Raw genomic sequence first — 17,596 nt, 5'->3', positions numbered from 1 at the left:
TCACTCCTTGTCCTGGTCCGTGGCATGCCAGAGGCCGGCCTCGTCCTCGATCTTGATCTCGACGGTGTGTCCGGGCTGGCTCCGGATGGCGGCGGTCAGGGTGTGAGCGTGCCGCAACGCCTCGTCGCGCGTGGGGTATTGCCCGACCAGTTCGGCATTGCGACGCAGGGTCCATTGCCCACGGGACGACGCGTTGAAGGGTACGTAGAGAGTCGTGCGCTGCAACTGGGCTTACTCCGGCGGAAGGGCCCCCTTGGCCCTCGTCGGATGGCACGCTAGGAGCGGTGCCGTCGCCGTCGCGTCACGGCGGAGTCGCCGCCCGGGTCACGTCAACCGGAATAGGCGCTGCGGGCGTCCGCGAGCCATTCGGCATGGCGCATGCCCCGGGTCATCGCCGCGTCGACCGCCGCGCGCTCGACCTCGAACTCGTCGAGAAGCGTGATCATCACGAAATCGTGGGGCCCGGCGTCTGCGGCGGGCTCGACGATGTACGCGGCTTTCCAGGTTCCGGTCAGCGTTTTAAGCGTCCGGACCTCGACGGAGTACTGCCCAACGGTACGACGATGCACATCGGACTCCCGTTCGCCGGTGCCGGCGACGACCCGATCATTGCGCTCCCGTCGAAGGATGACAAGCGTACTCAGCTCTTGGTTGCCGTTTGTGCTGCCAATCCTTCACCACTTGCCGGAATCGAGAAGTTTTTCGTCTCGCCCTGGCCGACGCTGGCGTCGACGTCGACCCGGTCGGCGCTGCACGCGCCATGCGGCATGACGCCGAGCTTCCGCGTGCCCGAGGGGACGTGCAGCACGAGCTGCTGGCCGATCTCCATGTCCGCCACGACCTTGTCGTCGACATAGATGGCGCTCGAGCATCCGGCGCCCCACAGGCCCTGATCGCGAACGATGTTCAGCGTGGCGTCGCCACCGGCCGGGTCCTGCAACGCGAAGACGGTGCTGGACGGCACGTCGTGGATGCCCACGTGGCGCTCGTTCTGGGTGGCGCAGCCTGCGAGCAGGACGACGGCGGCGATGGCGAGTTGGCGCATGTGGGGTACTCCTCGGGGGGACGTGAAAGCATTGGTTCGGCGACGTGGACGCATCGTGAACCTTCGGGTGGCGCTCGCGCTTGATTATTCCTGCACACGACCGCGCCAACAATCGCCACCCACCCCACCGGAAGGATGTGAGCCCCATGGCTAGCCGCGACTGGATCGACATCGAATCGTTCGAGGCCATCGACGACACGGAGCAGTTCGACCGCCCGGACATTCCCCGCGTCGAGGCCGTACTCTCCGGCGCGCCCGAGCGCGATTGGCAGCAATACTTCCTCGTCAGGGCCCGCGCTCTGGAACAGGCACATCCCGGGCTGAAGATGGAGATCCTGGCCGATCGGCTGGGTTTCCACACCCGCGCCGCCCATGTCGAAGAGACGTGCCGCCTGGTTCACGAGGCCGTGCAGGGGACGAACCAGGATTTCGCCGCCCAGAAGGCGGCCGAGGAAAAGCGCATCGCCGACCGGAACCAGGAGGTGAAGGAGCTCATGGCGCGGATGAAAGAGATCAACGCGAACTGGCCGCCCGCCGGAGAGGCCTCCTGAGCTACACGCCGCCCTCACGAATGGCTAGACTGCGTCCATGTCCGATGCCTCCCCATCCCGCCCGACCGCGCTTGTCTTCGATCGCGCCCATTTCGTGGCGGAGACCATCGCGCTGGTTCTCGATCTGGAGGGGTATCGCACCGTCCCGACGGTGACCTACCGCGACGCGAAGCGGATCTTTCACGAATTGCCGGATCTGTCCGTGCTCGTGGTCCACGCCGACACGCCCGGCGAGCGCCGGGGCGGCGCCTTGCTCCAGGCCGCCATCCGCGATCGTCCGGGTACCGCGATCGTCGTGGTATCCAGTCGCCTTCCGCAGGACCTGGCGCCCTTCCCGCGCAGCGCCGTGTTCCTGGAAAAGCCGTTCGACCGTGCGCGGCTGCTCGAGGCCATCGACCAGGCGCGTGCCGCGCGCAGCCCGGGCTGAGCGCCCTACTCGTCCATACCGATGAGTTTCTCGATGTCGTCGATCGCGAACTGACGCGCGACGCGCTCACGTTCCCGGCGTCCCATCGCGTTGCAGGCGGGCCCCAGGTCCTTCGCCCTTCGCAGCCGTCCGTCGCGGCTGATCTGGTAACCCTCGGGGCCATACTCGACCAGATAGGTCGCCTGCAGGCCCTGCTTACGCTGGTACCGCAACGATTCCATGCGTCCCTCCGCTAGCGCCCGGCACGCGCCGGATTGTCGCGATGTATGCCCGGAACCGCGTCGCAAGTAAGCGACACGGTTCACAGTTCGCGCTTCACCGCCGATCGAGACGCTCGAGCGCCTCGCGCGCCATGCGCCGGCCCTCGGAAAGCGCCATCTTCTCGGAGTCGTAACTCACGCCACCGCTGTCGCTGGTGTCGATGATCGTGGTCATGTCGCGCGCGAACACGCGGTAGTCCCAGGTGAACCGGGGTACCTCCCCGTCGCGGCTGTCGCGCATGCACTCCACGTCGATCCGGTCTTCTTCGTCAGGGTCATGTCCCATGGCACGCTCCGGCTGGCATTGGGGATACCGATGCAACCAAGGCGCCCATAAACGGACCGCGAAAAGCGCGTTGGAAAATCGGGATCGTGCCTCAGAGGCAGGAAACGGCTTCCTGACGGTAGCGATCGTCGTACTCGCCACCCTTGACCTTCTGGATCTCGTACATGACGACCTGGGCACCGGCGCCGTTGGCGGTGACGTCGAGGCGCTCGTGCTTGCCGTCGTCGTTCGCGGTCACGCGGCCCTTGTCGTCCTTCGCGTCGCCCTTGGCGTTCTTCGTCAGCGCCTGCCACTTCGGCTCCACGCACTGGACATAGGCCGTCACGCTCTTGCCCGTCTTGCTGCTGAGCTTGGGCAGGGTGTCGGTCATGCCGCTGGTGGCGCACCCGGCGAGGAGGGTGCAGGCGGCGATCGCAAGAACGTGTTTCATGCTGGATTCCACGGTGAGAGTCCGGGGATTCTAGCGCGAGGCCCGGGGGGAATCAGCCGCCGGCCCGAGCGATGGTGTTGGCCTCCGCTTTCGCGAGCTGGCCGTTCGAGCACTTCAGGTAGTTCGACGAAGCCAGCCACTTCTTGTCCGGGTAGTACGAGAAGACCATCTGGCCACCCTTCAGCGCATCGATCAGCTTGTGGGCGATCGCCGTGCGCACGGCCGGGCAACCCCAGCTGCGACCGATGCGGCCGGCCACCTTCGCCATCGCGTCGTTCACGTAGGCCGCGCCGTGGATCACGATCGCGCGGGCCAGGGCCTGGTCGTTCACGCCGGGCTCGAGCCCGTTCATGCGCAGGGAATACCCGTTCTTGCCGTTGTAGGTATCCGACGTGCGGAACAGGCCTATGCTGGATGCGAGGCTTTCGGGCGCGTTGGAGAATCGGGTCGCATTGGCGTCGCCGCTGTTCTTGCCGTGGGCCACCAGTTCCTGGAAAAGCAGCTTGCGGTTCACCGTGTCGAACACCCACAGGCGGGGCTGCGACGAGGGCTTGCTGTAGTCGATCACCGCGAGACGGTCCGACGGTTGCCCGCTCTGCGTCTGGGCGCACTCGGCGGCCTGGACGGCGAGGCCGATCACCTTCGGATCCGCCGAAGGCGCGAGGCGCGCGAGGGCGTCGCCGAGGGAGTCGGCGGCGTGGACGGGAGAGGGAAGGAAGAAGAAGGCACCGAGGAGCGGCGCGGACGCGAGAAGCGTGCGAAGCGGTCGAATCATGCCACCAGCCGGAAGAAGTATCCCCCGCATCCTAACGCGCTGATCATTTATTGACCACAACACCGTCACGTCCGTGCCATTCATATATGTGAAGCATTAAGCAGAATCGCAAGTTATTAAGGAATCGATAGGGAATGACTATGGACATGAGGCCGCTTCGCATCGTCGCGTGGGTGGCCCTCGCGGCCACGACCGGTCGGCTCTGGGCGCAGGACGCTTCCCCCGCGGCCTCGGCCGCCTCGCCGCCCCCGATCGTCGCGGTCGACCCTGCCGGCAGTGCGAGCGCGGCGCTGGCGCCGCCCGCGCTGGATGATCCCCTCGCGCAGGCGATCTATGCGCGCCTGCAGCAGATGACGCCGATGGGCGCCGGACCCCTCCCCCGTTCCGACGCATCCATCGGACGGGCGGTGGCCGACTTCTACGTCCAGCGCCACTACACCGCCGCGTGGTCGGACGAGGCGAACGTACGCCAGTTGCTCGCGGGGCTGGCCTCGGTGGACGGCGACGGTCTCCTTCCCGAGGACTACCACCTTGCCGCACTCACGACCCAGGTCGACGCGCACGCCTATGCGTCCGACGACCCGGTCGTGCGCGCGAACTTCGAGATCGATGCGACCAGCGCGTACATCACGGCGCTCGTCCAGCTGGCCCGGGGCAAGGTCGATCCCGCCCGGCTCGACCCGACCTGGAATTTCGATCCCGCCGTCATCGATCCCGCGCAAGGCATGTCCATGCTCCAGACGTCGATCGACGAACGCAGCATCGAACAGGCCTTCGCGATGGCGCGCCCGCAGAACCCGCTGTACGCGCAACTGCGCGACGCACTCGCGCAGTTGCGCAAGAGCGCCGCCGACGGGGGCTGGCCGACGGTCCCGGAAGGTCCCTCGCTGAAACCCGGCATGACCGATCCGCGCGTCGGCTTGCTCCGCGCGCGCCTGATCGCTGGCGGCTACCTCGCCCCCACCCTCGCCCACGGCGACCGCTACGACAACACCGTGACCGACGCAGTGAAGCGCTTCCAGGCCGATCAGTACCTCGAAGCCGACGGCGCGGTCGGGGCGGAAACGCTCGCCGCGCTGAACGTGCCGATCGCCACCCGCATCGGTCAGGTGCGCGCCAACCTGGAGCGCGCCCGCTGGCTCCTTCACTCCCTTCAGGGCACCTTCGTCGTCGTCGACGTCGCCGGCTACAAGATCAGCTTTTACCGCGACGGGCAGAAGGTGTGGACCTCGCGCGTGCAGGTCGGCAAACCCTACCGAAGCACACCGATCTTCCGCTCGCAGATCACCTACGTCACGTTCAACCCGACGTGGACGATTCCGCCCACGATCCTCAAGAACGACGTCCTGCCGAAGATCCGCCGCAACGGCTCTTACCTTGCCAGCAACCGCATTCGCGTGCTCGACAGCAGCGGCCGCGTGATTCCGCCCTCGCAGGTGGACTGGTCGCGACCGCGCGGCATCACCCTGCGCCAGGACGCCGGACCGGGCAACTCGCTGGGCCAGGTGGTGATCCGGTTTCCCAACAGTTTCGCCGTCTATCTCCACGACACGCCGCACCAGGAACTGTTCGAGAAGGCGAAGCGCGACACGAGTTCCGGATGCATCCGCGTGGAGAAGCCGCTGGAACTGGTCGAGCTGCTCTTCAACGACCCGCAGACCTGGAACCGCGGTGCGATCGACGAGCGCATCGCGACGAAGAAGACCCAGAACGTCACGCTGCCCACGGCGGTGCCCGTGCTGCTCGCCTACTGGACCGTCGACATCGGCGCGGACGGGAAGCTGGCCTACAAGCCCGACGTCTACGATCGCGACGCCGGCCTGATCGCCGCGCTCGACCGGCCGCAACCGCTGCGGGTGCCCTAGGTCTCGTCAGCCCGAACCGTGCAGAGACGCGTCCTCCCGGCGGACGAAGGTGATCTTGCCGTTGGGCTCCAGCCGCGCGATCACCACGCTGCCCTCGTGCTCCATGCCCGCCGCATGCAGGGCGCGGTTGAACGCGGCGTCGGGCACCGACTGGCGACGCAGCTCGGCCTCGTCGCGACGCCCGTCGCGGACCAGGATCGCCGGCATGCCTTCGACGAGCCGGTTGAACCATGGGAAGCGTGTGCAGACCCAGCCAAGCGCCTTGTTCGTGACGAGAATGCTCGCGACGCCGATGAAAGCGCCCAGGTAACTGTGGTCGTCGCCGATGATCGCCGTACGCAGCGTGCCGCCGGCGAGCACGATGACCAGGACGTCGAACGCCGACATTTCCCCGAAGCTCCGTTTGCCCGCCAGGCGCATCAGCACCAGCAGTCCAATGTAGGTCAACACGCCGCGGCCGGCGAAATGCCACCACGGCTCCGACAGTTCGAACCACTCGCTCATGACCGCGCCCTCTGCGCCTTCACCCGCTCCCGTTGTGATCGCGCAGGCGCAACGACGGAGTGAAAGGCGCTGCCTGGCGCGCGGTCGCTCGCCCTACGGGGCGGTTTGCCGCACCGCCGTGCGCGATGGCGGCCTTATACTGCGGCCATGAACGCATCCGCCGAGCCGAACGACAGCGCCCTTCACGACCGGGTCCGGGACGAGGGCTTCGCCTTCGTTCATGGCGAGGAGATGCGCGGTCTGATCGAGCACGCGGGCAGGCTGAGCGACCTCGACGCCTTCGTGGCGAGCTGGAACGCGCTGGAACCCGATACCTATCTGGCGGCGACCGGCCGTTTCCGCCGGCGTCGCCACGCGACCTACGCCGCCAGCCGCTTCGGCCGCGTCGAGCCACGTCCGCACCAGGCGCACTACCAGACGCTGGCTTACAACAGCCTGCAGGGCGACATCGAGCGCTGGTTCGCGCCGGTGCTGGAGGAGATCGCCCACGGGCCGACGATGCTCGCCATCCTCGAGTATTGCCACGATTTCTTCGGCGGCCTGTCCCCGGAGATCGCGCAGTGGCATATCGAGGTGCACCAGTTCCGGATCGAGGCGACCGCGGGGGCGGCGGGTGAGCCCACGCCGGAAGGCAGCCATCGCGACGGCGTCGACTACGTCCTGGTCCTGCTCATCGATCGCGAGAACATCGCCAGCGGCACGACGACGATCCATTCGCCCGAAGGGCGTCCCCTCGGCGAGTTCACCCTCACCGAACCCTTCGATGCCGCGCTGGTACACGATCCCCGCGTCTTCCACGGCGTGACGCCGGTGACGCCCACCGATCCGGGCAAGGCATCGCATCGGGACGTGCTGGTCGTCACGTTCCGCCAGGCCACGGGCTGAGTCGGCGATCTTCAGCCGCCAGCCGGTCTCGCGAACGCATCGTCGCTAACCCTGCACCGCCGGTTCACGGGCCCGGCGGCGTACTGCGCTTCGTCGCAGCCACCGGTGAACATCCGTGAATCCATGCTACCCCGCCCTCCTCCTCCTGGCCGTCGTGGCGGCATCGCCGTCGTTCGCGCAGGACACGTCGAAGGTCGACAACACCGCCATCAACCAGCGCGACCGCCATGCGGAGAGCGCGACGCCGATGGACCAGCCGAACGATGCCGCCGACATCCGTCTCGCGGCGGCCGTCCGCAAGGCGATCGTCGCGGACGACTCCCTCTCGACGATGGGCCAGAACGTCAAGCTGATCGCGGCGAAGGGCATCGTCACCTTGCGGGGTCCCGTCAAGGACGACGCCGAGAAGGCCCGCATCGAGGCGATCGCGAAGGGCGTGCCCGGCGTCGCCACCGTCCAGAACCAGCTCGACACCAAGCACTGACCCGACGAGGCCCCCGATGAAAGCATCCGTTTACTGCACCGCCCGCACCGTGGAACAGGCCGAGCACATCGTGCTCGAACTGAAGCAGGCCGGCTTCACCAGCGACGACATCTCCGCGCTCCTGCCCGATCGCCGTGGCACCCGCGATTTCGCGCACGAGCACAACACGAAGGCGCCGGAAGGGGCGACCACGGGCGGTGTTGTCGGGCTCGGCCTGGGCGCCGGCCTTGGCTGGCTCGCCGGCATCGGCGCGCTCGCCATTCCGGGCGTCGGCCCGTTCATCGCCGCCGGCCCGATCATGGCCGCGCTCGGCGGCGCGGCCGTCGGCACGGCGACGGGTGGCATCGTCGGCGCGCTGGTCGGCATGGGCATCCCGGAATTCGAGGCCAAGCGCTTCGACACCAAGGTTCGCGACGGCAGCATCCTGATCTCGGTCCACACCGAAAGCGGCAACCAGCGCGACGCCGCGCGCGACATCTTCAAGCGAAACAACGCCGACGACATCTCGACGGGTTCGGAAGCAAGCGTCCGCTGATCTATCCACAGGGATTGTGGAAAGTTCCTGCATAACCGTGTGGATAAGTCCGTCGCCGCCTTGCGCGGCGCGGACTTGCGTTTCACTGGTCACACATTCACCGCCCACCGGTTGGAGCGCACCCGGCCGCGATCGGTGCTCGCGGAAGGGTATGTCCTTCATTCTCAAACCCTTCCGCGTCGACCGTGCCACAATGGTGACCCCTCCGTAGCACGTACCGCGATGAACTCGTCCGGCAAATACGATTTCAGGCAGTTCCAGGAAGAACTGGCCGCCCTCGATCGCCAGTCCGGCAAGACGGAGACCGCCCCCCCGAAGACGGCCAGCGCCGCGCCGGCGCCCGCCACGCCGAAGCGCCGGGGCCGGCCGCCGAAGATCGATCCGCTCGCTCCTGCGCGCGCCGAGTTCGACGCCTTGCGCCAGCGCTACAACCTCTCGGTCGCCGACGTGGTCGCATGGTTTCCGCCCGAGGAAGGCATCGCCTACCTGCAGTCCCTGATCGCGGCGAGCGAGCCGAAGCCCCGCCGACGGCGGAAAAGCGCCGCCACGGACGTCCCGCCCGCGGACGAGTGAGGCGTCGCCATGCATCGTTCCCGCACGCCCAGCGTCCGATCGCTGCTGTTCGCCATGCAGGGTTCGATCATTCCCGTGATCTGGCCGCGCGTGCTCTACACGATGCTCCTGTCCGCCGCGGTGGTCTGGATCGACTACCACGTCGTGTCCATGAAGGTCGGCCTCAACGCCGCGCCACTGACGCTGATGGGCCTCACCCTCGCGATCTTCCTGGGATTCCGCAACACGGTGGCCTACCAGCGCTGGTGGGAGGCCCGTACCCTCTGGGGCGAGCTGATCATCGCCATGCGCAACCTCGCCCGCCAGGCGGTCACCTTCCTGCCCGGCGAAAGCGTCACGTCGCGCGAGCGCATGGCCCACCGGCTGATCGCGTTCACACACGCCCTGCGCCACCACCTTCGCGGCAGCGACGCCGTTACGGAGATCACGACGTGGATCGGTGACGAGCGGGAGCGTGCCGGGATCCTCGCCGCCCCCAACCGACCGGCCGCGATCCTCTCGCGAACGGGCGCGGCGCTCGGCGAGGCCATGCGCGAACGCCACGACGACCCGATCCTCCTCGCCGCGATGGATCGCGAACTGGGTACGCTGTCGCACGTGCTCGGCGGTTGCGAGCGGATCCACGGCACGCCCATACCGTACGCGTACATCCTGCTGCTGCACCGGACCGTGCACATCTACTGTTTCCTGCTGCCCTTCTGTCTCGTCGGCCTCATGGGCTGGTTCACCCCGCTCGTCGTCGGCGTGCTCGCGTACACGTTCTTCGGGCTCGACGCGCTCGGCGACCAGATCGAAGACCCGTTCGACCTCATGCCGAACGACCTGCCGCTGGATGCCTACTGCAAGACCGTCGAGAGGGACCTTCTCTCTCCGCTCGACACGCCATCCGCCGGGAATCGCGCTATATAAGCAGGCATGGCCGATGCCACGCCGTCACGGACCGCCGCCGCCCTCGCCGCCGCAGCTGCGAAGGAATGCCGTGCCGCAGAACGCTGGCTCGCCGACACCCGGCGGCGCCATCGAGGTGTCCACGAAGCCCGAAAGGCGCTTCGCCGCCTCAAGAGTCTGCTTCGGCTCGGCCGGACGGCCTTCGGCGCCTCCCTGCCCGGCATCGAGGCGCGGCTGGGGCGGCTCGCGGCCGGACTATCCGCAATGCGCGACGCGGACGTCGCCTGCGATGTCGCCCGCTCGCTCGCGGGGCCGCGGCCCGCCGTCGAGTGGCGTCGTGCCCTGGCTCTGCTGACGCGGAGGAGCGACGGCCTGATGGTCGAAGCGCTTCGGGAGGATCCGCGATTCCTCGAGCGTCGGCAGGAGCTGCGCGCCCTTGCGGGCACGATCGCCGCCCTGCCATGGCGCAAGGTCCGGCGTGCCATGGTGGAGCGCGCCATGACTGCATCGAAACGCCGTGTCGAAAAGGCGCGGAAGCGTGCCGTGAAGTCGCCCTCCCCGGACAGGTTCCACACCTGGCGGCGACGCGCGCGACGGTTGCGCATGCAACTCGAGCTCTGGCGAACGATCGGGCGCGCGGGCGACACGCCGACACGCAGCCGGCCCCACCACGGCAAGACGGAAATCAAGGCGCTGTCGAAGCTGTCGGATGCCCTCGGCAGGCGACGCGATCTGCTGGCGTTACACGAGGTCCTGCGCGGGCTTCGTGGAGGCGAGAGGATGGAGCCCCTCCTCGCGCGCATTCGCGCGGAACTCGCATCCCTCGACCGGCTCGACTGACGCCACCCCGACGATGCGCGCAATGTCCTATGCATCGCGCGGCAGACCTGATATCAACGTCCGCAGCTTCTTATCGCCGGATCCCTGGCCCATGATCAATCGACAGTCGCGCGCGCCGGTGGGGGCCGCCGCCGTAGACCCTGTTTCGCCACCGCATGTCGCGCTCGTCGAAGACGACCAGTTGCTGCGCGACCGCCTGGTCGCCCCCGGCCTTCGCGACTTCGGATTCCGCGTCTCCGCCGTGGGGACGGTCAAGGAACTCGAGCAGCTGCTGAGCACCGACGAGCCGGATATCGTCGTCCTCGACGTCGGCCTGCCCGACGGCGACGGATTCTCCCTAGCGGAACGGCTTCACCTGAGTTCACGCATCGGCATCGTCATGCTTTCGGGAAGGCACACGCAGGAGGATCGCGTGCGCGGCCTCAGTAACGGTGCCGACGCCTACCTCGCCAAACCCGTGGTGATGCACGAACTCGCCGCGACCCTGCGCAATCTCATGCGCCGCCTGCGGCCACCGCCCCTGCGCAGCGTGACCGCGGCCGCGTGGCGCCTCGACAGCCAGGGCTGGTGCCTCGTCGCGCCGAACGGCGTGTCGATCGCTCTGAAGGCCCACGAGCGGGCCATGCTGCGTGCCCTGCTCGACGTGCCCGGCGAACCGGTGAGCCGTGAGGCGCTCATCGCCGCGGTGGGCGGCGACGAACAGTTCGACCCGCACCGCATCGAGGTGCTCGTGTACCGGCTGCGCAGCAAGGTCGGCACGAAGGCCGGGGTGGTGCTCCCGCTCAGCGCGGTACGCGGCAGCGGCTACGTGTTCACGATGTAAGCGCGGGCGCCCGCCGGACACCTTCCAGCAGGCGCGTGGCTTCCGATACCAGCATGTCCGGCGAGCAGGGTTTGTGCAGGATGGCGATGCCGTCGACCTGAGCGATCGTGGGAGGGAAATGCGACGACACCACGAGCAGCGGCGTGTCGGGCATCAGCAGGCGCAGATCGTCGATCCATACCGAAGGATCGTTGTCGCCCAGCCGCAGATCGGTGATCACCAGTTCGATCGAGTGCGCGAACTCGGCGGCGAGCCGTAACGCCTGCGCCGCGTTGCCCGCCTCCATCACCAGGAAACCGTCGCCCTCGAGCCGCTTGCGCCACATCTCGCGGAGGATGTCCTCGTCCTCCACCAGCAGCGTCTGCACGAGCGGCGCCTGCGACAGATCGTCCCCCGCGTGGCGCGGCACGCCGGGCAGCTCGATGACGATCGTCGTGCCATGCCCTTCCTCGCTCTCCACCTCGATGGTGCCGGCACTGTCACGCACCAGATCGCGGACGACCGCGAGGCCCAGGCCACTGCCGGCGTGGGCGGGTTTGGTCGTGAAGAATGGCTCGAACACCTCCTGGCGCACGCGCTCGGGCATGCCGTGACCGTCATCGCGGAAGGTCATGCGGACGCGCCCGCCGGCGGCAGGCACCACGCGGATGTCGAAGCGACCGTCCGGTTGCATGGCGTCGCGCGCGTTCGCCGCGATGTTGAGGATCATCAGCTCCAGTTGCTCCGGATCGAAGCGGATGTACCGGGCGTCGTCCGCGACTTCCACGCCGAGCGTGGTCGCATGGCTGAAGAGCTGGCGCAGCACGTGTTTCACGTCGCGCAGCGACCGGCGCAGATCGATCACCTCGACGCGCGCGACGTCGCGCCGCCCGAAGCTGAGGAGCTTGCGACTGATGGCGGCACCGCGCCGCGCGGCCGCGGCCACCCCGTAGAGCGCGGTCCGCAGCACGGCCGGATCGTCGCTGTCCTCGCGCACCTCCGCGTAGCCTTCGATCACACTGAGGATGTTGTTGAAGTCGTGCGCCACGCCGCCGGCGAGGCGCCCCACCGCCTCGACCTTCTGCGCATGGATCAGCTGCTCGCGCGACTTGCGATGGGCCGCGATCTCCTCTTCCAGCACCCGGTTCGTCTCGGCCAGGCGCATGCCGCGCCGCTCCGCGCTCTGCACGCTGCCGCGCAACGTCGACACGCACTGGTCGAGCACGAGGGTGATGGCGAGGTAGCTCAGGGCCAGCGGCAGCAGGTTGACCGCGCCCATCAGCGGATGGTTCGCGCCATGCGCCGATAAACGCAGGACATCCGAGCCGGCGCCCACGGCGAACAGCACGACGAGGACGCCGTAAAGGCGCCACAGCGTGCGTCGACCCAGCACCAGTCCTCCGAGCACGATGCTCAGCACCACGTACGTCTGGTCGAGCATGGCGTTCATCAGGCCGCGGTCGGCATAGGTGACGAACAGCGACAGGAGCATCGTGGCCACGAACAGCCGCGTCGCCGACTCCACCTTGCCCCGGCGGATCTTCACGATACCGGCCCACGCGGCCGCCACCACGAGCACGTCGCCACCGAGGTCCATCCAGTCGGCGAAGGTCAGCGGGTTGGTCAGCACCGCGATCCGGTAAGGCCAGATCAACGGAAGTGTGATGCCGATCATGAAAAGGAGGAGCTGCAACGCGACGCCGTTGCCGCGCGACGTCTCGTCGCCGAACGGAATGTCGCGCAGCCAGCCGATCGCCGGCCTGAAAATTCTCTTCGTCACGCGTTCTCCCGCGATGTTTCATGACAGGCGACCTTTATAGGCGCGATGGCCTCGCGATTCACGCACCAAAACTGTCAATCGACGCCATGCCATGCAGCGCACCATGGCAACCGTGAGGTTTTGACAGATTCCGACAGAGACGGTGCGTGATCCTGCAACGCGTTTGTCATACGTTCGCCGCTCGTCGTGCGACACGCCGACGATCATCGACGCGATGCAGGGCCGGTCATGCACCGGCCATGGGGATCACGGGCAAACGCAGGGGAATGCATCGCGTCCGCCAACGCCAACACCACCGGGGAGATACCCGCACCATGCCTCGCCTGTCCTTGCGCCTCATCGGCGTCCTCGCCGTGGCCACCGCCGTCCCGGCGTTCGCCGCGCAGCCCGCGTCACATCCCCTTCGGACCATCGACGTCGCCACCACGACGCAGCCGTCGTTCGACCGGTTCATCGTCACCTATCGCAACGACGGCGATGCGCTCGCCGCGACGCAGACCGCCAGCGTCGCGCTGTCGCGCATGACGTTCGCCTCGGCGAAGGGTGCGCGCCTGGCGCCGCCCGCCGTGACCCACCTGCGCAAACTCGCCATCGGCAGCCGCGTGCTGAAGCTGTCGCGCAAGCTGGATGCCAACGAGACCGCCGCGTTCCTCGCCCGCATGGCGGCCGACCCGGCGGTGAAGTCGATCGTCCCCGATCGCATGCGCCAGGCCGTGCGCGACTTCCGCGCCGACGACGTGGTGACGCCCGACGACGAGTACTACGCCAAGGACCAGTGGCACCTGCGCGCGCCCGACGGCACGCCCGACACCGATCTCGCGGTACCGAATCAGGGCGGCGCGAACCTTCCCGGCGCCTGGAGCCTCGCCGACGGCGACGGCATCACCGTCGCCGTCGTGGATACGGGCATCACGCAGCATCCCGACCTCGACACCTCGCTCGCCGACGCCGGCTACGACTTCATCACCGACGCGTTCGTCTCCGGTCGCGCCAGCGACGGGCGCGCGCCGGGCGGATGGGACACCGGCGACTGGACGACCGAGGCACCGTGGTCGGACAGCTGCCAGCCCGAACCGAGTTCGTGGCATGGCACGCACGTCGCAGGCACCGTCGCCGAACTGACGAACAACGGGCTCGGCATGGCCGGCGTGGCGTCCCGCGCGAAGGTGTTGCCGGTCCGCGTGCTCGGCCACTGCGGCGGTTACGACAGCGACATCGCGGACGGCATCGTCTGGGCCGCGGGCGGCCACGTCGATGGCGTGCCCGACAACACGCACCCCGCGCAGGTCATCAACATGAGCCTCGGCGGCCAGGGCCAGTGCGTGCCCGACGACCCGATGGCGCAGGCCATCGCGGCGGCCAACGCGCGCGGCGCGGTCGTCGTCGTCGCCGCCGGCAATTCCGGCGACGATTCGGCGTATTACTCACCCGCGAGCTGCCCCGGTGCGATCACCGTGGCCTCGGTCGGCATCACCAGCCGCCTGGCCTTCTATTCGAACTACGGCAAGCCGGTGGCGATCGCGGGACCCGGTGGCGGCATCTACGCCAACGACGGCACCAGCGGCTCGCCGGTCACGAGCGGCTTCGTCTACCAGGCGATCAACGGCGGCGAGACCGTTCCGGCCGAACCGACCTACGGCGGCTACGCCGGCACGTCGCAGGCGACGCCGCACGTCGCGGGCACGGTCGCGCTGATGCAGAGCGCGCGCCTCGCCGCGGGCCAGCCGCTGATGACGCCCGCCGCGGTGGTCGGCGCGCTGAAGCAGACGGCGCACAAGCCGAAGGTCCCGTTCCCGACCGCGACGCCGGCCGGCGCAGGCATCGTCGATGCGACCGCGGCGGTGAAGCTCGCCCTCCTCGGCGACAACTACACGCCGGAACTGACCAACGGCGGCCTGCTCACGAACGTCGCGAGCTACGCGGGTACGTCGCTCTACTACCAGATCGACGTGCCGGCCGGCGCGAAGAGTCTCGTCATCCGTACCTTCGGCGGTTCGGGCGACGTCACCCTCCAGGTGAAGGTCGGCGCGCGTCCGGCCGACGGCGCCTACGACTACGTGTCCGCGCATGCGGGCAACGCGGAGTCCGTCGTCCTGGCCCGCCCGGCGGCGGGCACGTATTTCCTCCGCGTCCTCGGCGTCAAGGACGCCCTGAACCTCAGCGTGCAGGCGAGCTTCGTCGCCCCCTGACCCACTTCTCCACGGAGACACCCATGAATCGTTCCACCCGCACCACCCTGCTCCCCGCGCGACGCGCGATCGCCGCCGCCATCGCGCTTGGCGTCGCCTGCACCTCGGCACAGGCGGCCGCGCCGCTGACCACCGCGCCGCGCCTCGATGCCGCGCACCGCGTGCTGAGCGCCGCCGACATCGCGCCGGGCGGCTACTTCGCCGCCAACGGCGCGGCCGACGGCAGCGACGATGCCTACGCCGATGGGTTCCATAGCGTCGCCATCGGTGCGAGCGCGCTCGCCGCCTCCGACGACGCCACGGCCATCGGCTCGGGCTCCGTCGCCCTCGACACCGGCAGCACCGCCATCGGCACCTCCGCCATCGCGCAGGGCGCCGGCAGCATCGCCCTCGGGCAGGCCGCGAACACCGCCGGCGATTACGCCACCGCGGTCGGTTTCGGCGCCGCCGCGTCGGGTGCCAACGCGATCGCGTTCGGCACGGGCGCCACCGCCGCCAACGCCGGCACCATCGCGATCGGCGGCGTCGCCGTCGACAGCGGCGGCACGCCGCTGTCCGACGAGGTCACCACCGCCACGGGCAATCTCGCCATGGCGATCGGCGGCAGCGCGCAGGCCAACGGCGACAGCGCCATCGCGCTGGGCTCGCTCACATCGAGCTACGGCTTCGGCGCGACGTCGATCGGCAACGAGTCGACCGCGCAGGGCGACGACTCCACGGCCATCGGCAACGGCGCGCACAGTACCGCCGAGGGCGCCACGGCGATCGGCGGTGCCTCGCAGGTCTTCCCGGGCGTGTTCGACCTCACGACGGCGTCCGGCTACGAAGCCACCGCGATCGGCGCCGCCGCCATGGCCTTGAACGACAGCGCCACCGCCGTCGGCGCGCATGCGCGTGCCGAGGGCGTGGCGGCCATCGCGATCGGCAACAACGCCTACGCGCAGGAGAACAACAACACGGCCATCGGTTACAACGCCGCGGCCACGGGCATCAACGCGATCGCCATCGGCGGCGACAACCGCTCGTCCACCTGGGCGTACGGCACGAACAGCATCGCGATGGGCGACCTCGCGCTGGCCAAGGGCGACGAGTCGGTGGCGATCGGCCACTTCGCCACCGTCAGCGACGACGGCACCAACAGCGTCGCGCTCGGCACCAACTCCGCCACGCGGGACAGCAACGTGGTTTCCGTCGGCAGCGACGGCACGCTGACGAACCGCTGGGGCGAAAAGATCCCGCAGTTCACGCGCCGCATCACGAACCTCGGCGCCGGCGTCGATGCCAACGACGCCGTCAACGTCGGCCAGCTGCAGGCGGCGATCGGCCACGTCACCGTCGGCGATTCAGCCGTCAACGCCGCTTTCGCCAGCGCGTTCGGTGGTGGCGCCTCGATGGGCATGGCGGGTTTCGTCCCGCCCACGTACGCCATCCAGGGCGGTAGCTATGACAACGTGGGCGACGCGTTCGCCGCGGTCGACGGCGTGCTCTCCAGCGCGCTGCAGGGCATCGACGATATCCGCCAGCAACTCGGCAACGCGCCCGGCGGCGGGCAGCCGGGTAATCCGTCGGTACCGTCCGGCAGCGGCAACGGCCTCGCGGTCGGCGGCGGCAGCGTCGCCACCGATCCGCGCGACACGGCCATTGGCGATCACGCCACCATCGGCGCCGATGGCAGCACCGCCGTCGGCAGCAACGCCACGATCACCGCGTCGGCCACGAACGCCGTGGCGGTGGGAGCCGACACGTCGGTGACCGCGGCATCGGGCACGGCCATCGGTCAGGCGGCGTCGGCCACCGCGACCAACAGCGTCGCGCTCGGTGCGGGATCCGTCGCGGACCAGGCGAACACCGTGTCGGTCGGCACCGCCGCGAACCAGCGCCGCGTGGTGAACGTCGCCGCCGGCACCGCTCCCACCGACGCCGCGAACGTCGGCCAGGTCGACCAGGCACTCGCCACGGCCAAGTCCTATGCGGACAACGGCGACCAGCAGACCCTCGCACGCGCCAACGCGTACACCGACAGCAAGATCAACAACGGCGTGAGCCGCAGCGACTTCGACACGTTCCGCAACCGCGTCGACGACCGCTTCCACCAGGTCAACCAACGCCTCGACCGCGTCGGTGCGATGGGCACCGCGCTGTCGCAGATGAGCATGAACACGTCGGGGCTGTCCGGCGAGAACCGCCTGGGCGTGGGCGCGGGCAACTACGGCGGCCAGTCGGCCCTCGCGATCGGCTACCAGCGCGCTTTCAGCCGAAACCGCGCGAGCGTGTCGATCGGCGCGTCGAGCTCGGGCTCGGAAAGCACGGTCGGCGTGGGCGCGGGCGTGAGCTGGTAAGTCCGCGCGCACGCGGTGACATCGTGCGCCGGGGCGATGGTGAGGGTTTCCACGTGCCCCCTCACGTCGCACCGGCGCACGCCGGTGCCCACGGCGAGGCGTTCGGTCGTCGCGACACCGCACACGCACGAACGCCCG

Annotated in this window: 21 protein-coding genes; 12 read left to right on the top strand and 9 right to left on the bottom strand. The window is 68.8% G+C overall.

All coding sequences use genetic code 11. The annotated features are described in order from the left end of the window. The 3 genes from BMY69_RS12870 to BMY69_RS12860 all read right to left on the bottom strand — a co-directional run bounded on the left by BMY69_RS12870 (position 1) and on the right by BMY69_RS12860 (position 1,045). A complete protein-coding gene (locus tag BMY69_RS12870) occupies positions 1–225 on the bottom strand; it encodes a hypothetical protein (RefSeq protein WP_090178820.1) in 225 nt (74 codons plus the stop codon). Positions 226–329: 104 nt separating this feature from the next. Further along, on the bottom strand, positions 330–569 hold the full coding sequence (locus BMY69_RS12865) for a hypothetical protein (RefSeq protein ID WP_090178817.1): 240 nt from the start codon (positions 567–569) through the stop codon (positions 330–332). 71 nt (positions 570–640) lie between these two features. After that, entirely contained in the window at positions 641–1,045 is a 405-nt protein-coding gene (locus tag BMY69_RS12860; protein ID WP_090178815.1) for a hypothetical protein, read from the bottom strand. Between the two features lie 146 nt (positions 1,046–1,191). On the opposite strand from BMY69_RS12860, the gene BMY69_RS12855 reads away from it, so the two are divergent. Then, positions 1,192–1,596, top strand: coding sequence for a hypothetical protein (locus BMY69_RS12855; protein WP_090178812.1), 405 nt, complete (start codon positions 1,192–1,194; stop codon positions 1,594–1,596). A gap of 37 nt (positions 1,597–1,633) precedes the next feature. Continuing rightward, a complete protein-coding gene (locus BMY69_RS12850; protein ID WP_090178808.1) occupies positions 1,634–2,023 on the top strand; it encodes a DNA-binding transcriptional response regulator in 390 nt (129 codons plus the stop codon). 5 nt (positions 2,024–2,028) lie between these two features. On the opposite strand, the gene BMY69_RS12845 is transcribed toward BMY69_RS12850, so the two are convergent. From BMY69_RS12845 to BMY69_RS12830, 4 genes are all read right to left on the bottom strand, one after another. Continuing rightward, positions 2,029–2,244: a hypothetical protein gene (locus BMY69_RS12845; protein WP_090053257.1), complete on the bottom strand. Its 216-nt coding sequence runs from the start codon at positions 2,242–2,244 to the stop codon at positions 2,029–2,031. A 94-nt stretch (positions 2,245–2,338) separates the two neighbouring features. Continuing rightward, positions 2,339–2,569: a hypothetical protein gene (locus tag BMY69_RS12840; RefSeq protein ID WP_090178805.1), complete on the bottom strand. Its 231-nt coding sequence runs from the start codon at positions 2,567–2,569 to the stop codon at positions 2,339–2,341. A 91-nt stretch (positions 2,570–2,660) separates the two neighbouring features. Continuing rightward, the gene (locus BMY69_RS12835) at positions 2,661–2,999 is read right to left on the bottom strand and encodes a hypothetical protein (RefSeq protein WP_090053254.1); all 339 of its coding nucleotides are present in this window, start codon (positions 2,997–2,999) and stop codon (positions 2,661–2,663) included. Between the two features lie 52 nt (positions 3,000–3,051). Further along, positions 3,052–3,774, bottom strand: coding sequence for a murein L,D-transpeptidase catalytic domain family protein (locus BMY69_RS12830; RefSeq protein WP_090178802.1), 723 nt, complete (start codon positions 3,772–3,774; stop codon positions 3,052–3,054). Between the two features lie 146 nt (positions 3,775–3,920). On the opposite strand from BMY69_RS12830, the gene BMY69_RS12825 reads away from it, so the two are divergent. Beyond that, positions 3,921–5,639: a L,D-transpeptidase family protein gene (locus tag BMY69_RS12825; protein ID WP_177191165.1), complete on the top strand. Its 1,719-nt coding sequence runs from the start codon at positions 3,921–3,923 to the stop codon at positions 5,637–5,639. Between the two features lie 6 nt (positions 5,640–5,645). On the opposite strand, the gene BMY69_RS12820 is transcribed toward BMY69_RS12825, so the two are convergent. Next, positions 5,646–6,143, bottom strand: coding sequence for a DUF421 domain-containing protein (locus tag BMY69_RS12820; RefSeq protein WP_090178797.1), 498 nt, complete (start codon positions 6,141–6,143; stop codon positions 5,646–5,648). Positions 6,144–6,290: 147 nt separating this feature from the next. Here BMY69_RS12820 and BMY69_RS12815 point away from each other — a divergent pair, with 147 nt between their 5' ends. The 7 genes from BMY69_RS12815 (at position 6,291) to BMY69_RS12785 (ending at position 11,171) form a co-directional block, all read left to right on the top strand. Further along, a complete protein-coding gene (locus tag BMY69_RS12815) occupies positions 6,291–7,028 on the top strand; it encodes a 2OG-Fe dioxygenase family protein (protein ID WP_090178794.1) in 738 nt (245 codons plus the stop codon). Between the two features lie 115 nt (positions 7,029–7,143). After that, a complete protein-coding gene (locus BMY69_RS19765; protein ID WP_218143171.1) occupies positions 7,144–7,512 on the top strand; it encodes a BON domain-containing protein in 369 nt (122 codons plus the stop codon). 16 nt (positions 7,513–7,528) lie between these two features. Further along, on the top strand, positions 7,529–8,047 hold the full coding sequence (locus BMY69_RS12805; protein WP_090053247.1) for a hypothetical protein: 519 nt from the start codon (positions 7,529–7,531) through the stop codon (positions 8,045–8,047). 222 nt (positions 8,048–8,269) lie between these two features. Continuing rightward, positions 8,270–8,620 (top strand): hypothetical protein, encoded by a 351-nt coding sequence (locus BMY69_RS12800; protein WP_090178791.1) that lies wholly within the window; start codon positions 8,270–8,272, stop codon positions 8,618–8,620. A 9-nt stretch (positions 8,621–8,629) separates the two neighbouring features. After that, positions 8,630–9,529 carry a bestrophin family protein gene (locus tag BMY69_RS12795; protein WP_090178789.1) on the top strand — a complete coding sequence of 300 codons (900 nt, stop codon included), beginning with the start codon at positions 8,630–8,632 and terminating at the stop codon, positions 9,527–9,529. A 6-nt stretch (positions 9,530–9,535) separates the two neighbouring features. Beyond that, complete coding sequence (locus tag BMY69_RS12790; protein ID WP_090178787.1) at positions 9,536–10,348, top strand: CHAD domain-containing protein; 813 nt, start codon at positions 9,536–9,538, stop codon at positions 10,346–10,348. A 91-nt stretch (positions 10,349–10,439) separates the two neighbouring features. Next, a complete protein-coding gene (locus BMY69_RS12785; protein WP_090178785.1) occupies positions 10,440–11,171 on the top strand; it encodes a response regulator transcription factor in 732 nt (243 codons plus the stop codon). On the opposite strand, the gene BMY69_RS12780 is transcribed toward BMY69_RS12785, so the two are convergent. After that, positions 11,161–12,930, bottom strand: a complete 1,770-nt coding sequence (locus BMY69_RS12780; protein ID WP_090178783.1) for a hybrid sensor histidine kinase/response regulator — start codon at positions 12,928–12,930, stop codon at positions 11,161–11,163. The genes BMY69_RS12785 and BMY69_RS12780 overlap by 11 nt on opposite strands. Positions 12,931–13,244: 314 nt before the next feature. Here BMY69_RS12780 and BMY69_RS12775 point away from each other — a divergent pair, with 314 nt between their 5' ends. Next, positions 13,245–15,119: a S8 family serine peptidase gene (locus BMY69_RS12775; RefSeq protein ID WP_090178780.1), complete on the top strand. Its 1,875-nt coding sequence runs from the start codon at positions 13,245–13,247 to the stop codon at positions 15,117–15,119. Between the two features lie 23 nt (positions 15,120–15,142). Next, positions 15,143–17,458, top strand: a complete 2,316-nt coding sequence (locus BMY69_RS12770) for a YadA family autotransporter adhesin (RefSeq protein WP_090178777.1) — start codon at positions 15,143–15,145, stop codon at positions 17,456–17,458. Positions 17,459–17,596 lie beyond the last annotated feature (138 nt).

It is taken from the genome of Luteibacter sp. UNC138MFCol5.1, from assembly GCF_900110505.1.
Classification (GTDB): Bacteria; Pseudomonadota; Gammaproteobacteria; order Xanthomonadales; family Rhodanobacteraceae; genus Luteibacter.
This window is presented reverse-complemented; position numbering and strand designations above follow the sequence as displayed.

Coding starts and splice junctions, on each gene's coding strand:
- BMY69_RS12860 (WP_090178815.1), bottom strand. CDS start 1,045: ATGCGCCAACTCGCCATCGCCGCCGTCGTCCTGCTCGCAGGCTGCGCC.
- BMY69_RS12855 (WP_090178812.1), top strand. CDS start 1,192: ATGGCTAGCCGCGACTGGATCGACATCGAATCGTTCGAGGCCATCGAC.
- BMY69_RS12850 (WP_090178808.1), top strand. CDS start 1,634: ATGTCCGATGCCTCCCCATCCCGCCCGACCGCGCTTGTCTTCGATCGC.
- BMY69_RS12845 (WP_090053257.1), bottom strand. CDS start 2,244: ATGGAATCGTTGCGGTACCAGCGTAAGCAGGGCCTGCAGGCGACCTAT.
- BMY69_RS12840 (WP_090178805.1), bottom strand. CDS start 2,569: ATGGGACATGACCCTGACGAAGAAGACCGGATCGACGTGGAGTGCATG.
- BMY69_RS12835 (WP_090053254.1), bottom strand. CDS start 2,999: ATGAAACACGTTCTTGCGATCGCCGCCTGCACCCTCCTCGCCGGGTGC.
- BMY69_RS12830 (WP_090178802.1), bottom strand. CDS start 3,774: ATGATTCGACCGCTTCGCACGCTTCTCGCGTCCGCGCCGCTCCTCGGT.
- BMY69_RS12825 (WP_177191165.1), top strand. CDS start 3,921: ATGAGGCCGCTTCGCATCGTCGCGTGGGTGGCCCTCGCGGCCACGACC.
- BMY69_RS12820 (WP_090178797.1), bottom strand. CDS start 6,143: ATGAGCGAGTGGTTCGAACTGTCGGAGCCGTGGTGGCATTTCGCCGGC.
- BMY69_RS12815 (WP_090178794.1), top strand. CDS start 6,291: ATGAACGCATCCGCCGAGCCGAACGACAGCGCCCTTCACGACCGGGTC.
- BMY69_RS12805 (WP_090053247.1), top strand. CDS start 7,529: ATGAAAGCATCCGTTTACTGCACCGCCCGCACCGTGGAACAGGCCGAG.
- BMY69_RS12800 (WP_090178791.1), top strand. CDS start 8,270: ATGAACTCGTCCGGCAAATACGATTTCAGGCAGTTCCAGGAAGAACTG.
- BMY69_RS12795 (WP_090178789.1), top strand. CDS start 8,630: ATGCATCGTTCCCGCACGCCCAGCGTCCGATCGCTGCTGTTCGCCATG.
- BMY69_RS12790 (WP_090178787.1), top strand. CDS start 9,536: ATGGCCGATGCCACGCCGTCACGGACCGCCGCCGCCCTCGCCGCCGCA.
- BMY69_RS12785 (WP_090178785.1), top strand. CDS start 10,440: ATGATCAATCGACAGTCGCGCGCGCCGGTGGGGGCCGCCGCCGTAGAC.
- BMY69_RS12775 (WP_090178780.1), top strand. CDS start 13,245: ATGCCTCGCCTGTCCTTGCGCCTCATCGGCGTCCTCGCCGTGGCCACC.
- BMY69_RS12770 (WP_090178777.1), top strand. CDS start 15,143: ATGAATCGTTCCACCCGCACCACCCTGCTCCCCGCGCGACGCGCGATC.